At 39.7% G+C, this 13265-nt stretch carries 16 protein-coding genes and 3 pseudogenes; 11 read left to right on the top strand and 8 right to left on the bottom strand.

The window, feature by feature from the left end; translation table 11 throughout:
• Nucleotides 1-196 (top strand): annotated as a pseudogene (locus IQ259_RS25360) (IS630 family transposase); the annotation flags it as partial.
• Nucleotides 197-400: 204 nt separating this feature from the next.
• Nucleotides 401-898 (top strand): hypothetical protein, encoded by a 498-nt coding sequence (locus IQ259_RS25355; RefSeq protein ID WP_193888768.1) that lies wholly within the window; start codon nucleotides 401-403, stop codon nucleotides 896-898.
• Between the two features lie 94 nt (nucleotides 899-992).
• On the opposite strand, the gene IQ259_RS25350 is transcribed toward IQ259_RS25355, so the two are convergent.
• The 3 genes from IQ259_RS25350 to IQ259_RS25335 form a co-directional block, all read right to left on the bottom strand.
• Nucleotides 993-1397 carry a hypothetical protein gene (locus IQ259_RS25350; protein ID WP_193888767.1) on the bottom strand — a complete coding sequence of 135 codons (405 nt, stop codon included), beginning with the start codon at nucleotides 1395-1397 and terminating at the stop codon, nucleotides 993-995.
• Nucleotides 1398-1402: 5 nt separating this feature from the next.
• A complete protein-coding gene (locus tag IQ259_RS25345) occupies nucleotides 1403-1612 on the bottom strand; it encodes a hypothetical protein (protein WP_193888766.1) in 210 nt (69 codons plus the stop codon).
• 766 nt (nucleotides 1613-2378) lie between these two features.
• Nucleotides 2379-2639, bottom strand: a complete 261-nt coding sequence (locus IQ259_RS25335; RefSeq protein ID WP_193888769.1) for a HAMP domain-containing sensor histidine kinase — start codon at nucleotides 2637-2639, stop codon at nucleotides 2379-2381.
• Nucleotides 2640-2668: 29 nt separating this feature from the next.
• Between IQ259_RS25335 and IQ259_RS27380 the strand changes: the two genes are divergently transcribed.
• The 4 genes from IQ259_RS27380 to IQ259_RS25320 all read left to right on the top strand — a co-directional run bounded on the left by IQ259_RS27380 (nucleotide 2669) and on the right by IQ259_RS25320 (nucleotide 5659).
• Nucleotides 2669-2887: a hypothetical protein gene (locus IQ259_RS27380; RefSeq protein WP_228014774.1), complete on the top strand. Its 219-nt coding sequence runs from the start codon at nucleotides 2669-2671 to the stop codon at nucleotides 2885-2887.
• A gap of 35 nt (nucleotides 2888-2922) precedes the next feature.
• Nucleotides 2923-3129 carry a hypothetical protein gene (locus IQ259_RS27375; RefSeq protein ID WP_228014772.1) on the top strand — a complete coding sequence of 69 codons (207 nt, stop codon included), beginning with the start codon at nucleotides 2923-2925 and terminating at the stop codon, nucleotides 3127-3129.
• The gene (locus tag IQ259_RS25325) at nucleotides 3117-3299 is read left to right on the top strand and encodes a hypothetical protein (RefSeq protein WP_228014771.1); all 183 of its coding nucleotides are present in this window, start codon (nucleotides 3117-3119) and stop codon (nucleotides 3297-3299) included. The genes IQ259_RS27375 and IQ259_RS25325 overlap by 13 nt, the downstream gene beginning before the upstream one ends.
• Nucleotides 3300-3397: 98 nt before the next feature.
• Nucleotides 3398-5659, top strand: a complete 2262-nt coding sequence (locus IQ259_RS25320) for a lipopolysaccharide assembly protein LapB (RefSeq protein ID WP_193888765.1) — start codon at nucleotides 3398-3400, stop codon at nucleotides 5657-5659.
• A 503-nt stretch (nucleotides 5660-6162) separates the two neighbouring features.
• Here IQ259_RS25320 and IQ259_RS25315 read toward each other — a convergent pair.
• Together IQ259_RS25315 and IQ259_RS25310 are read right to left on the bottom strand one after the other, a co-directional pair.
• Nucleotides 6163-6816 (bottom strand): hypothetical protein, encoded by a 654-nt coding sequence (locus IQ259_RS25315; RefSeq protein WP_228014770.1) that lies wholly within the window; start codon nucleotides 6814-6816, stop codon nucleotides 6163-6165.
• A 37-nt stretch (nucleotides 6817-6853) separates the two neighbouring features.
• On the bottom strand, nucleotides 6854-7057 hold the full coding sequence (locus tag IQ259_RS25310) for a hypothetical protein (RefSeq protein ID WP_193888763.1): 204 nt from the start codon (nucleotides 7055-7057) through the stop codon (nucleotides 6854-6856).
• Nucleotides 7058-8026: 969 nt separating this feature from the next.
• On the opposite strand from IQ259_RS25310, the gene IQ259_RS25305 reads away from it, so the two are divergent.
• The 5 genes from IQ259_RS25305 to IQ259_RS25285 all read left to right on the top strand — a co-directional run bounded on the left by IQ259_RS25305 (nucleotide 8027) and on the right by IQ259_RS25285 (nucleotide 11830).
• The gene (locus IQ259_RS25305; RefSeq protein ID WP_193888762.1) at nucleotides 8027-8380 is read left to right on the top strand and encodes a hypothetical protein; all 354 of its coding nucleotides are present in this window, start codon (nucleotides 8027-8029) and stop codon (nucleotides 8378-8380) included.
• Nucleotides 8381-8629: 249 nt separating this feature from the next.
• Complete coding sequence (locus IQ259_RS27370; RefSeq protein WP_339383827.1) at nucleotides 8630-9127, top strand: SDR family NAD(P)-dependent oxidoreductase; 498 nt, start codon at nucleotides 8630-8632, stop codon at nucleotides 9125-9127.
• Nucleotides 9128-9308: 181 nt separating this feature from the next.
• Nucleotides 9309-11096 (top strand): aspartate--tRNA ligase, encoded by a 1788-nt coding sequence (gene aspS, locus IQ259_RS25295; RefSeq protein ID WP_193888761.1) that lies wholly within the window; start codon nucleotides 9309-9311, stop codon nucleotides 11094-11096.
• 129 nt (nucleotides 11097-11225) lie between these two features.
• Complete coding sequence (locus IQ259_RS25290) at nucleotides 11226-11531, top strand: hypothetical protein (RefSeq protein ID WP_193888760.1); 306 nt, start codon at nucleotides 11226-11228, stop codon at nucleotides 11529-11531.
• A 143-nt stretch (nucleotides 11532-11674) separates the two neighbouring features.
• The gene (locus IQ259_RS25285; protein WP_228014769.1) at nucleotides 11675-11830 is read left to right on the top strand and encodes a hypothetical protein; all 156 of its coding nucleotides are present in this window, start codon (nucleotides 11675-11677) and stop codon (nucleotides 11828-11830) included.
• A gap of 189 nt (nucleotides 11831-12019) precedes the next feature.
• Here the strand turns inward: IQ259_RS25285 and IQ259_RS25280 are convergent.
• The 3 genes and pseudogenes from IQ259_RS25280 to IQ259_RS25270 form a co-directional block, all read right to left on the bottom strand.
• A pseudogene (locus IQ259_RS25280) lies at nucleotides 12020-12211 on the bottom strand (hypothetical protein); the annotation flags it as partial.
• Nucleotides 12205-12447, bottom strand: a pseudogene (locus tag IQ259_RS25275) (hypothetical protein); the annotation flags it as partial. The pseudogenes IQ259_RS25280 and IQ259_RS25275, both read right to left, overlap by 7 nt.
• Before the next feature lie 48 nt (nucleotides 12448-12495).
• The gene (locus IQ259_RS25270; protein WP_193888759.1) at nucleotides 12496-12738 is read right to left on the bottom strand and encodes a hypothetical protein; all 243 of its coding nucleotides are present in this window, start codon (nucleotides 12736-12738) and stop codon (nucleotides 12496-12498) included.
• Between the last annotated feature and the right edge of the window lie 527 nt (nucleotides 12739-13265).

Here is a 13265-nt window from a genome sequence, read left to right as displayed (position 1 = left end):
CTTTGCTCCTAACTGCCCATCCCAAAATCCTATAGAAGATATTTGGTTACAAGCAAAAACCTGGGTTAGACGTTTTTGCGCTTTAATTCCAACATTCTCTCATTTAAAGTGGATGTTTGAGTGGTTTCTCCGAAACACTACCTTTGATTTTCTCTCTCTCCAGATGTACGGAGCTTTTTCAGAAATCAAATACTAGTCCTATATATTACGTTATACCTATGTTCAGCGCCTTTCTAGTTCAGTTAATGCAATCAATATTTTGATTAGAAATCAAAAGGAAAAAAATGCGCGGGAAGCATACGAAAAAGTTAGCAAATCATTGGAAATTTTCTTGAATGATTACCGTAAAAAACCTCTCTCTTTTGGTAGTAGGATTCATTACAGGGTGCTAATACCAGAAATGCGAAAGACTCATTCAGGTACAATACGAGCAACTATACGTCGTAATGGAACCTTAGACGAATTTGATGTCTATTTTCTCCTGGCTAATGGTTCTAAGTCTGTTGCATGGAACGCTACTGTGGGCATTTTCCACGAATTGAAAGGAATACTCAAAAATTTGAGTGGAGATTCTCTAGTCAAAGCATACGCAGAAGGCTTAATAAATCAAATATTAGCAAATTGGGATGAATGGCATCAAGAATTCCTTACTTATTCAGGGCAAATTAGTGAACAAATTTTCAGACCTACCCTGATCAAGTCTTCTATTTGGGATGAGTGTATGTTTCTTCAAGGTTCAGGATTTCGCAATGATGTAATCTTGAGGTTTCAAAGATGGCTTGATGCTGTTGAACAACGGCATTTACATGACTTATTAAACAGTCAGATTGAAAAAGCATGGCAAGATAAAGTTGTAGGCAAATTAGATAATCTAATAGTTAATAGTACAACAGCGTAATTATGATATAAAGCTGCCATTCGATTTATATGTTATTAGAAAAGGCATAATGTAAACACCGCCTTTTCTATTTTTTATTAATCATTTAATAATTTTATTGGCGTGGGACTACCTCAAACTCAGATTTAGAACGGTAGAAACAAACATCAAATTCTAGAAAAAAGTTAGTCTGTCCCAAAATCAAAGGTATGTTTGGCTGCCTCACCCAAGCAAACGCTAAACGGACTGGAGAATAATCACCTATTTCAGCATGAGCAAAAAATGGCATTGCTGATTGATTACTTAAATTACCAGCGAGTTGAATAATCGCTTTACTATCTTCCCAAATAGCACCTAACTGAATACCAATTTCATAGGGTAATACACTAACAGTTGCACCACTATCAACTAATCCAAAAGCCTCAACACTCTTGTCTCCTCGACGCAGAATCAATGGAATTCGTGGTAAACTATCAAACTCGTTTTGGGATGAGTCAGTGGTGGAATATCTGAAGCGCATACCCGTCATTCCTCATTGGTGATATTCACCGCTTCCATAAGAACTGCACCAGCACCAAACGAATTATAAGGAGTTGGTAAATCATAGGTTTTGAAAGGTTCTAGCGGTGAAATATCCTCATTGGTATCCAGTTCTGCTTTGAGGATACAGAATAACTCTAACTTATCAGTTGGAGAAAGTTTAAGAATCGCAGGAATTAATTCAGAAAGTCTCATATTTTACGCCCCATTCTAGTTGGTCGTCTTACTAAAAGCTTAATCTATGTCCCACCTATTCAACAGACTCTTTCTTCTTTTGCTTCTAGTCTGCGAGTTCCGCTTTCGCGGGATGTGCCTCTGAATGAGGCTAATTCATATTTGCATTCAGTAAACAGCAGCCAACACTGTTATATCAGGATTGTTGAGTAATCCAGTGGTAATAGCGATCGCTACCTCAGACAGACGCAGACAGATGCAGATGAATTTGATAATTATCTGTATCTATCATATGTTCTTCCTATGAGCGAAGAAGTCTCAACGAAACTAAGATTTATCAGGGAAACTATCTCTCAAACTGAGGTTGGGGGTGTGCGTCTACGTGGTACAGATTGGTTTGCTTGGGCTACTGGTGGCGCTTCCAATACTGTATTGCTGACTGCTGAAACTGGAGTAGCGGAATTGTTAGTGACTGGACAAGATGCGTGGGTGTTGACGGATGAAATTGAAGCCCAACGTCTCAAAGATGAGGAATTACCCAGCAATTTGAAGCTGCATATTAACCATTGGGCTGATGCTGCGGCTCGTGAGGCTTTTGTCCGTGAAGCTACAGATGGGGGTATAGTTATTAGCGATGTCTGCAATAACTTAACTTCACAAGAACAACCTATACCCCACTCTCTACAACAATACAAGTGGGTATTATTGCCAACTGAGTTAGAAAGATATCGTCACATCGGACAACAAGCCAGCGCAGCGATGACAGAAGTGCTACAAGCTGCCCAACCTACTTGGACAAAATATCAGTTAGCGGGTGCAAGTGCAGAAGCGTTGTGGTCGAGAGGTTTACATCCAGCTTTGACACTCGTAGCTGGTGAGAGGCGTTTACCTTTATACCGTTACCCGGACTACTATGGACTCCAATTTGTCCACCATGTGCTGTGATAATTTGGCGATAGAGGTATAATCCTAAACCAATACCAGTATAACGAGAGCGATCGCCTCTAGAATAGCGTTCAAATATTTCTAAGCATTGCTCCTCTTTCATCCCCGCGCCATTATCCTGCACTAAAACGCGTGAAACAGTCTCATGAGCAGGTATCGCGTTTGACAACTATTTGGGTGGATGGTGGCTTTGATGGTGAGCCGTTCATGCAGTGGGTAATGGATTTTTGTCGTTGGATTGTGCAGGTTGTGCTGGCCTATTCTCTCCTCAGCGATGACACACCCTTAACCCAGACTTATCAATCTGCCCGACAGCACAAACGCTACAACCCGCATTATTTCGTTGGCTGATTAAATTTGCTTATGTTTGCAACGAGTTGAGGCGGTTGCGAATAAATCCGCAGCCGTGCTTGGGTGTGGTCAAGAAATATTGGAATAATGTATCCGGGGCGACCGGGGCGATCGCTAAGGTGAAGGATGCCTTCGCTGAAGACTGGTGCGATAACCCCACTGGCCTGTTTATCAATTCCTGCAAGAGTGGAGCCAAGGGCAAGAATACTGTAACAGCAGATGTTAATGCTTGGTTTCAGTGAGCGAGGAAGCAGCGGATTGTACTGGCAATGTCGGGTGGGGTCGTTTATACGCCGGATGGGGAGGCTGTGGAGTTGCGGGAGATGATGCGGCGGTTTCCGGTGGGGGAGTCATACCATTTCACCAAATGAATGATACAAATAATTTCTCCTCTGCACCCCACCCCCTCTGAGGTTCGATAAATTAAGTCTTTTATGATTTTTACGTAATAACCGCAAGATAGCTTGTATGACAAAAAGAAGACTTGACTAAAACAGCACAATCTTTTGTATGCAAAAATATTCTTCCCAGGTTTTTATTGTAACCTTATCACTTTTAACTTTGTTAGATACTGTTAGTTTTATATTTTTATCGCCGACATTAGCCCAAACTACCACTTGTCAACAACGGCAGCAGCAAGATACCCAAATTCAAATTAATATACTTGTGTCGGATTTTGAACAAGATATTCCTGCTGGTAAAAATGAACAAGCAATTTCGCGTATTAACCAAGCTATACAAATTGCTCTAAAAGCCCAAAATCCAACAGTAACAAGAACTTTTCTCAGTCAGCTTGTCGATAGTTACTTACCCCAAGAGTCACTCTTAGGAAGATTAGCGCAACAAATTGAACCTAGTCAAAAACCACAGCTACGCCAATTGTTGACATCGTTAACAAGCTTAACCCAGAGTTTAAATAGTGGTTACAGTGTTGCAAAAACTCAAAGTTTAACCAGAATAGCTAATTATTTTCGGATAATTGGCGAACAACAGCAAGCTTTATCATTGTTGACACAAGCATTAACCACTAGTCAGTTTATTAAAGGTGCAGAATTTCAAACTAAAGCTTTAACTCCTATTGCTCAGGAATACTTAGCACTTAAACAAACAGTGGAAGCAGAACAAATTTTGGCGCAGTCGCTTCAGTTTGCCCAACAAATTCAACCTCAAGAACCAATTCGTCGAGTTTTGGTATTAGAAACGATTGCTGTTACTTACGCTCAATTAGGTAAAATTGAACGTGCTTTACAACTAGTTACGTCAATATCTGATCCTTACTACCGTTCCAAAATTAGATTTGAAGTTGTTAAGCAATTAACTCAGAAAAACCAACTAGAAGCAGCCCAAAAATTAGCACAAAATATAGAAACACCAGAGTTTAAAGGTAGAAGCTTCGTAGAAATTGCTCTCGCCGCTGGTAATAAAGGCCAACAGCAGCTATCTGACCAAAATTTTGCCGCAGCCCTGCAAGCAACTGGTAATGATAGTAATGCAGTTTACCTTCAAGCACCACTGATTCAAACATATGCTAAAGGTGGACAGAGAGATGCAGCTTATAAAGCAGTACAACAATTACAAAATGTAGAACAAAAAGCCCTAACTTTGGGAATCATTGCAAACGAATATAGTAAAGCAGGACAGTTACAAAAAGTTGAGCAAATTATCACTGAACTTACTCCTTTAATTCAAACACCAGAGGCTATAGATAATGTCGGTTTTTTGCAAAATATTTTGGCAAACTCTCTAGCTGAAAAACAATACAAACTTGCTTTTGACTTAGTAAGTAAGACAAAACGAAATGATTTCATGGGTAGAGAAGATTGGCTGTCACGAATTGCCGATGCAGCAATTAAAGCCAGAAATATTGAATTACCCTTGCAGATTGCTCAAAATTTGGGTGAAGCCGATATTGACCAGCGCAATCGCTTATTGCAAAAAGTCGCTGAAGGTTATGCCCAAAACAAACAACTAGAACGCGCTTTGTCTATAGTTCAGCAGATTAATAACTCTGGTAATTCACTTGATAAAGTGCAAACACTAGCCTTAGTTGCTACTGCATTTGGTAAAACTGCACAAACAGATAAACTGTTAAATCAAGCAACTGCTGAGGCGAGGAAATTAGCACCACAACAGCGTGCTTTTGCTTTGGCGAGTGTTGCACAGGCATTTCTTAAAATTGGTAATCAACCGCAAGCCAAGAAATTGTTAGCCGAAGCAATACAGGCAGTTCAAACAGAGAAAGACTCCTCAGTGCGTGATAATCTTTTACAAAGAATGTCAGAGCCTTTTATTGCAGCTAAACAATATAATGCTGCTTTGCAGATTATACAAGCTATACCTACAACAACACGAGATTATAAGCTGCCAGAGTTAGCTAAATTAGTTATCGAAAATGGTAATGATGCTAGTGAGATTGTTAATATACTGTCTAAAAATACCAAAAACCCTGAAAATAAAACTAGAGGGTTAATAAGTATAGCGGAAACATATCTTCGCGCTCAAAAAATCCAGTCAGTAAAACAAGTTTCAGACTTAGCTTTTGCCGCAGCTAAAACTATCTCTAGCCCAGAATCACGGGTTTTAACTTTTGGCAACCCACCAGATATTACAGTAGTAGATGATGATGGTGATAGAGCCAGTTCTTTAGAAAAAATTGCTTTATTAAAAGCAAAAATTGGTGATTATAATCAAGCTTTGGTTGTGGCTCAAGTTATTCAAGATAAAAAGCTTCGAGGACAACTAGTGCAGCAACTTCTTTGTTATAAAAAATAGTTATATACTAGCGTGGTAAATCTTATACCAATTTAAAAAAAGAATGCGACAGATGCGTAGGTTGGGTAGTAGCTTGCTTCCCGTTCGCGTAGCGTCTCCGTCAGGAGAAGGGTACGAAGTGAAACCCAACATCTACAAGGTTTTAAGGTGTTGGGTTTCGTCCCTCAACCCAACCTACATCTGTAGCGATCATTCTTCAAATTGGTATTACTAGAGGTATCTTGCAAACGTGGAAAGTTCGTTTTAGTTTTCTTTTTGACTAACGTAATTAAGCTTTTAATCTGCCTCTCAAGTTAATTTTACCGTTCTAGCTTGAATTAAATTAGTCTGAATTTTTAGGTGATTTTTAGTTATTTTTTTAAGTAAGCTCGTTACTATTCTTGAGTTGCGTTCCGCAGTTTTTAGAACCAGTCCATGCCTAAAAAATCAAGAGAACGTTATCCCCAAAATTGGTTGCCCAAATTTGATGAAAAAACTCACCAGCGTAATCATCAGAAGTTATTCTATGCTTTAGGCGTTTTTTTCTGCAATCGATTTTTAATCCATTTCCATCTGGCAACGAGAAAAGTAAAGAATCCTGCACCACTAAGGGCAATGGTAGTTTCTATAATTCCTGTTCCATTCTGTCCTAACCAGCCAACAGGGTTAACTGCAACCTTGATAGTATGATCAAAGGTTTTTAAATCTACTAATTCATCTGTTTGTTGATCTGGAATTTTAATGCGGGCATAGAGAACAAGAAACAGCTTTTGTTCGCCCGATTCATTGGGAGTAACATTCCAGCGCCACTTTGCAACAGTTCCTTCTGGTAAAGCTCGATTTTCTTCGTCTAAAGGTTTGATAGTAAAGCTGGTTCCTTCTAAACGCGCCTTCATAAAGGAACTTACCTTAATCTGAGCAGTATCAATTTTCCCGATCAATCCTTGTTTTAAGTCGCGCTTCAAATCATCACTAACGCGCACTTCAACCACGTTAGTTTCTGCAACTTGCATATCTTCCGGAACATTAAAGGCAATTTGTCCAGGTTTGAGATTATTTGCAGCTTCTTTCAGAGCTTTCTCTGCACGAAGAAGAATAACCGCATCATAATTAGAATGCTCCTCGTCTGGTACTGGGAATAGACTAGCTGAGGGAGGATCTGTAGGTTCTCCTGCCACTGAACTACTCGGTGCGGGGGATTGCTCACTGATACTTTCACATCCAATCAGCAGCCCCCAAATCAAAGCAAAGATCATGAAGTTCAACCAAGGCTTTTTGCCATGCTTCAACCTTGGAATCTTCTTTCTCAGAGAGAAATACTGATAGATCATAAGGGTTATTAAGCTTACCTGGAAATTTATCAATCTCTCGATAAAATTCGTTAATTTTTTCTCGCTCTACATCAATACACTTTAGCACTTCTTCATTACTAGCTAAAGACGAACGAGGTTATTATCTTGGGGTGTGTTTTTAATTTCCACAAAGTAAACAACAAGAGTAAAAAAGCTCTCAGGGCATAAGCTGTAACACTACCCCAGCATACAGTTTAGATGCTGGTATAGAAGACGGTATAGAATCTAAAACCCAATCACCGAAACAGCCTTTCGCTTCTTGTACATTTAGAATAAAGTTCCAAAATTTAAAACAAAGTCTTGAAATTTAAAATAAAGTCTTAAACTAACTGGCACAAAAAGACCTTACCGTCTACTGGGCTAAAGCCGACGATAGGGCGTTGCGAAGCAGTCTAAACCTGCGTGTATTTCCTATGCCAAACCATAAAATCGTGTAATTCATAGCCAAAAGTATTGTATCTTCGTAGGTGACACCACCGCGCTCTCAAGGGGCCATCAATTTCTACTTATCAATCCCAATCGCTACAACCCTTGTAATTTCGTTGGCTGATAAAACTTGCTTATGTTTGCTACGTTATTACCAAGTAGGGGTATGGTCTGCACTTAATACTCAGAGATAACATATAAATGAAGCGATCGCTTCATTTATATGTCCATGATTGAAAAGCCTTACTGTTATTGCAGCTAATAAATGGTTAGTTGCTTTATACTTAGTTGAGCGGCAATTTCTTCATTGAAGCTCACTTGTAACTATCGTTGGTAAAAATTGCTCATTTACCCCGAAAACCACATTGCGAACGCAAATATTTATAAGTCTGCAACTAAATTATTAAACTAAAAGTCTTATCCATTAAGTAGGTGGAAAAATTTATCGTTATGACAAGGGAGTTGGGAATAGTCCATGTAGATGCACGCAGTGCGGATCGCTCGAAAAGACGGAATAAGTCTTTCAGAGAAGTTTACATTTTATTAGATAGTGAGCTTTAATTTATACTCACCTACTTATGTAATTAGCTTTGCTCTATTAATACTTTGTATGAGTAAGAATATAAAAGCAATTTCAATCACGATGTTGATATTTACTTCGATATTATCAACTTACATTTTCTTAGGAAAATTTTCTTATATGGGGTCGCAGACATTAATCGGAATAACCGAAGGTGCAGATGTAAACGTTCCATATAATCACAAATACGGCATTCTGGGATATGCATTCGCCAGAAACTATTATCAAAACGGAGAGATTACCGAAAGTCGCATTCAAACCTTTGATCATGTCCGATTTGCCTTCTCTGTCCTCCTCACAATTGGAGTTTGGGGGATAGCTGCACTAATAATTACTAAGTTTTTTATAGGAAATAAGGAAATCACAGATAGTGGCGAAATTTAACTACAAATCATCTCTTTCTCTCTTCAAGACAAGGGGTTAACTAAGACTGACCTGTGTGAGCGGATAAATAGCAACGGCAGTCAAATCAATCAATGAGCAACGATGCTCAACCTTGACCCTGATGAGTACCTGTTTGAATTGACTTGCATGGGATGCAGTAACGAATTAATTCTTTTTTTCGAGTAAATTAAACGAATATTCGATTAATTAAGTAGGAGTAAATAAAATGAAAAATGGGACGCTGAAAATATTCCTCCTCAAAAAGAAAGACTAGCAATTGTAACGGGTTCGAGCAGCGGCATCGGTTATGAAACGGCGCGGGTTTTAGCTAATAAACAAGCGTCTGTAATCATTGCGGTTCGCAATTTGGACAAAGGAAACAAGGCATTGGCAAAAATTCTTCAACAGAATAAAGATGCCGACGTAAAGGTGATGGAACTTGATTTGGCGAATTTAGCATCAGTTAAAAATTTCGCTCTCAACTTTCAGAAAAATTATTTGCGTCTGGATTTACTGATTAATAATGCGGGTGTGATGATTCCGCTCGCAAAAACAACAAATGCGAACGCAAAATCTATATCAGCGACTCCAAGTATAGAAAATGCGATCGCAAAAATAACAAATGTGATCGCAAAATCTATATCAGCGACTCCAAGTATAAAAAATGCGATCGCAAAATCTATATCAGCGACTACCGTTGTAACAAATGCGATCGCCTTACCAGAAAAGCCATTAAACGTAGCGTAGACTTGGGCATAGTTTTTTGTTTAGAAGTTGAACAAGGTTAAAAGGCAGTTTTCCTTCTGCCTCCAGCCTTCTGCTAAGATATTGTGTCATTGGTTCTTCAATTAGATACTATTGATGCTAGATAATGGGAAAGCTTTGACTTTTATTGACCCATCTAGCCCGGAAGAACAGATTAACTACTATGCGAACTCACTATTGCGGCGAACTCCGAAAAGAAGATATTGGAGAAACTGTTACCTTGTACGGATGGGTAGACCGTCGCCGCGATCATGGGGGCGTGATATTCTTGGATTTACGCGATCGCTCTGGAACTGTCCAAATTGTCAGCGATCCGCAACGCACCCCCGACTCTTACGAGCCAGCCAATGCTCTGCGGAATGAATACGTCGTCGAAATTATAGGTAGGGTAACGCAACGTCCCGAAGAATCCCTAAATACCCGCATCCCCACAGGTGAAGTAGAAATTTACGCGGACAAAATTCAATTGTTAAATGCAGTCCGCAAGCAGCTACCATTCCAGGTTTCTAGTGCTGACACCGAATCGGTACGGGAAGACTTAAGACTAAAATACCGTTATTTGGATTTACGACGCGATCGCATGGCGCAAAATATGCAACTGCGTCATCAAGTCGTCAAAGCCATGCGGCGCTATTTGGAAGATATAGAAGGTTTCATTGAAATTGAAACTCCAGTCCTCACTCGTTCCACCCCCGAAGGTGCGCGGGACTATGTTTTACCGAGTCGTGTTAACCCTGGTGAATGGTTTGCTTTACCCCAATCACCACAACTATTTAAACAAATTTTGATGGTATCCGGCATGGACAGATACTATCAGATTGCCCGTTGCTTCCGGGATGAAGATTTACGCGCCGACAGACAACCAGAGTTCACCCAATTGGACATGGAAATGAGTTTCATGTCCCAAGAAGAAATTATCGAACTCAACGAAAAGTTAGTTTGTCACATCTTCAAAGCTGTTAAAGGTATTGAGTTACCCCATCCCTTCCCCCGCCTTACCTATGCTGAAGGCATGGAACGTTACGGTAGCGATAAACCCGATACCCGTTATGGTTTGGAATTAGTTGATGTTTCCGACATACTCAAAGACTCTGGTTTCAAAGTCTTTAAGGATGCTGTTGCTCACGGTGGTATCGTCAAAATCCTCCCCATCCCCAACGGTAACGAGCAAATTTCTAATGTCCGCATTAAACCAGGTGGTGATATCTTCAAAGAAGCCAGTGAAGCTGGAGCTAAAGGTTTAGCTTATATCCGCGTCAGAGAAGATGGTGAAATAGACACCATCGGTGCAATAAAAGACAACCTCACAGCCGAACAAAAAGCCGAAATTCTCCGCCGCACTGGTGCAAAAGCTGGACATTTGCTATTGTTTGGCGCTGGTGATGCTGCTACTGTTAATAAAACTTTGGATAGATTACGGCAATTTACTGCTAGAGAATTTGGGTTAATTGATCCTGAAAAACTTAACTTGCTGTGGATTGTTGATTTCCCCATGTTTGAGTGGAATGCTAACGAAAAGCGCCTAGAAGCATTACATCACCCATTCACTGCACCCCATCCCGATGATTTACATGACTTAAAAACCGCCCGCGCCCAAGCTTACGACTTGGTATTTAACGGCTTTGAAGTTGGCGGTGGTAGTTTGCGGATTTATCAACGAGAAATTCAAGAACAGGTGTTTGAAACCATCGGCTTGTCACCGGAAGAAGCCCAAAGTAAATTCGGTTTCCTCTTAGAAGCCTTTGAATATGGTACACCGCCGCATGGTGGTATCGCTTACGGTTTAGATCGTTTGGTGATGTTGCTGGCTAGGGAAGAATCTATCCGCGATGTGATTGCTTTTCCCAAGACACAACAAGCCCGTTGCTTGTTAACAGATGCACCTTCTGGGGTGGATGTCAAGCAATTGAAAGAATTACAGGTTACTTCGACATACAAGCCAAAGTCATAGTCAATATCAAGGAAATTTAACAAAGTAAAAAGAAATATTTTATCTTTCTTTTTACTTTTGACCTTTAACTTTTACCTTATTTGATGATGCTGCCAAAATAGTATTAAGCTGCTATCCCCATACTTTTTTATGAGTGAATCTATCATCTTGACAGAGGCTGGCTTATTATCAGAGGATGTGTTGCCAGATGTCAGCCAATTGGTGACAGAAGACGACGAAGCAGCGGATAATCTACCATCGGAAAAACAACAACGGCTATTAACAGAAACTCTCTACAGTTCTTGGCACGGCGCAACTAATACCCAAGGATTTCTTGTGGCTGCTAATGTGGGCTTGTTTTATAGCAGTAATCAGCCGCCGCTTGTACCTAATGTATTTTTGAGCCTTAAAGCAGCAAGGAACAGGACAAAGCCTCAAAGTTATCGAGCCGCTTGATTAATTTCAGGGCGAACAATATAGTTATTAGCCTCTACATTGCTGGGTAAAGGTTCCCGTATCTCGGCTCAATACCAACTACAGGCTATTTAGCCAGAGAGATTGTAGCTAATCCACTGACAACCAACTGTTTAACCGAAAATATGGCGATCGCCTGGAATCCTAGTTTAACAGGCGCGAAGATTGAAGAGACTTTTGTCATTCTCCAGGATGGAAACTTAGAAAATCTGACTTTTGACCCCAAATTTCCTAGTGTTGAGGTGGAAGGAAGATTGCGTGCAGTGCCTTGGGAAATTTAATTTACACAAAAATCCCCCTTTCAACTCATGGTGTAAAGGGGGACAATGGCTAATACCGTTTCACTTTAAGTTTGATACAAGTAGGTCGCAGGGGGGCAGGGGGTAGGGAGCAGAGGGAAAGAATTAAAAACCATTAATTTGTATCAAGATTTTCGTGAATTGGTATAAGGTAAAAGGAAATCAAATTTTTTAACCAAATTTACCAGCCGTTGAGGCTATGAGAAATGCTGCATAGGTAAGTATGTAGCCAACAGTAAAGTGAGCTAAACCAACTAACCAACCTTGAACAATAGATAGAGCAACGGGCTTATCTTTCCAACGAACTAAGTTAGCTAGTGGCGTGCATTCGTGCGCCCAAACTAGAGTTTCAATTAGGCTACGTGGAACAGAAGACTTGATGCCCACAGAAAAATAATTGCTACATGACCGAAGTGAGTAGCGAAAATCTTTTGGTAGAGATTTTCTTCGGTTATGCCATCATGACTTTCAAAATCATTTCCTGTGGCGATCGCATACCAGATTCGACGTGTAGTCGGATCTTGAGCGAGATCCTTCCGCCAACGCGCAGCGTCTCGTAGAGAAGAAGAGGTTTTGAGAGATAAATATAAGAAAATCATCCCGCATTTATGCAACACCTAATTATTAAATAAAAAAGTCAAACCCGTTTAGGGGTTGATAATTCCATAGTAAATAGCAGCAATAAATAAGAAAGCAGTCAATATAACTAGAGTAAAGCCATAAATTAATCGCTTATATGGTAAATCTTGATCAGTAATTATGTTATCGTTTTGTACCTGAATCATAGGCTGAGATTTGCTGAGATTTTGAGTATTTGTGTAATCAAACGTATTCTCTGCTGAGGGAATATTGTTTACTATTTTTGTTCTTTGATTTTCTGGCGATCGCATATATTTTTTGCCTCATATTTTGTGGCGATGCTGCAATAATTCCAAATGTTCACTAATCAGTGCATCATACTTGAGAATTACCTTGACTTGAAGGTTGATTCTGCTAGAAGATTTATCTAATATAAAGTTGGTTTGTAATTGCCAATACTCTTGTGTAAAAAACTGAAAAATCAATAAATAGATTTTTTATCAATTTAAATAACATCAGATAAACTTAGATTCAGCCTTATCATTCTCTGCTACTTTGTTAGTCGAGAAAAAGAGTTAGAATATGAGCATAAAAGCCTTAGCAAATATCACTTATCTACATTTTTTAGAAATATAAACTGATAGATATAGGAATCATATTTGATTTCTGAAAAAGTGTACGAGATAATACGGAGGAATATATCTGTCTAAGAACAAACAATGATAGATCAGCATCTACAACCTGCGATGCCTGCGGCGGGCGTAGCCATCGCAGAACTACAAGAATTTATAGATAGTCGCCCAGATGCCCGTGAGGTGAGAAAAGCTCTCTTCTGTAA

The organism is Fortiea sp. LEGE XX443 (assembly GCF_015206815.1).
GTDB lineage: Bacteria > Cyanobacteriota > Cyanobacteriia > Cyanobacteriales > Nostocaceae > Nostoc_B.
The sequence above is the reverse complement of the archived record's forward strand: the minus strand, read 5'-3'. Positions and strand labels throughout refer to the sequence as shown.

What these genes read in the sequence shown, in the direction of transcription:
- IQ259_RS25285 (WP_228014769.1), top strand. Translation starts at nt 11,675, where the DNA reads ATGGCGATCGCCTGGAATCCTAGTTTAACAGGCGCGAAGATTGAAGAG.
- IQ259_RS25305 (WP_193888762.1), top strand. Translation starts at nt 8,027, where the DNA reads ATGAGTAAGAATATAAAAGCAATTTCAATCACGATGTTGATATTTACT.
- IQ259_RS25345 (WP_193888766.1), bottom strand. Translation starts at nt 1,612, where the DNA reads ATGAGACTTTCTGAATTAATTCCTGCGATTCTTAAACTTTCTCCAACT.
- IQ259_RS25335 (WP_193888769.1), bottom strand. Translation starts at nt 2,639, where the DNA reads ATGAAAGAGGAGCAATGCTTAGAAATATTTGAACGCTATTCTAGAGGC.
- aspS (WP_193888761.1), top strand. Translation starts at nt 9,309, where the DNA reads ATGCGAACTCACTATTGCGGCGAACTCCGAAAAGAAGATATTGGAGAA.
- IQ259_RS25320 (WP_193888765.1), top strand. Translation starts at nt 3,398, where the DNA reads ATGCAAAAATATTCTTCCCAGGTTTTTATTGTAACCTTATCACTTTTA.
- IQ259_RS25355 (WP_193888768.1), top strand. Translation starts at nt 401, where the DNA reads ATGCGAAAGACTCATTCAGGTACAATACGAGCAACTATACGTCGTAAT.
- IQ259_RS25270 (WP_193888759.1), bottom strand. Translation starts at nt 12,738, where the DNA reads ATGCGATCGCCAGAAAATCAAAGAACAAAAATAGTAAACAATATTCCC.
- IQ259_RS25350 (WP_193888767.1), bottom strand. Translation starts at nt 1,397, where the DNA reads ATGCGCTTCAGATATTCCACCACTGACTCATCCCAAAACGAGTTTGAT.
- IQ259_RS25290 (WP_193888760.1), top strand. Translation starts at nt 11,226, where the DNA reads ATGAGTGAATCTATCATCTTGACAGAGGCTGGCTTATTATCAGAGGAT.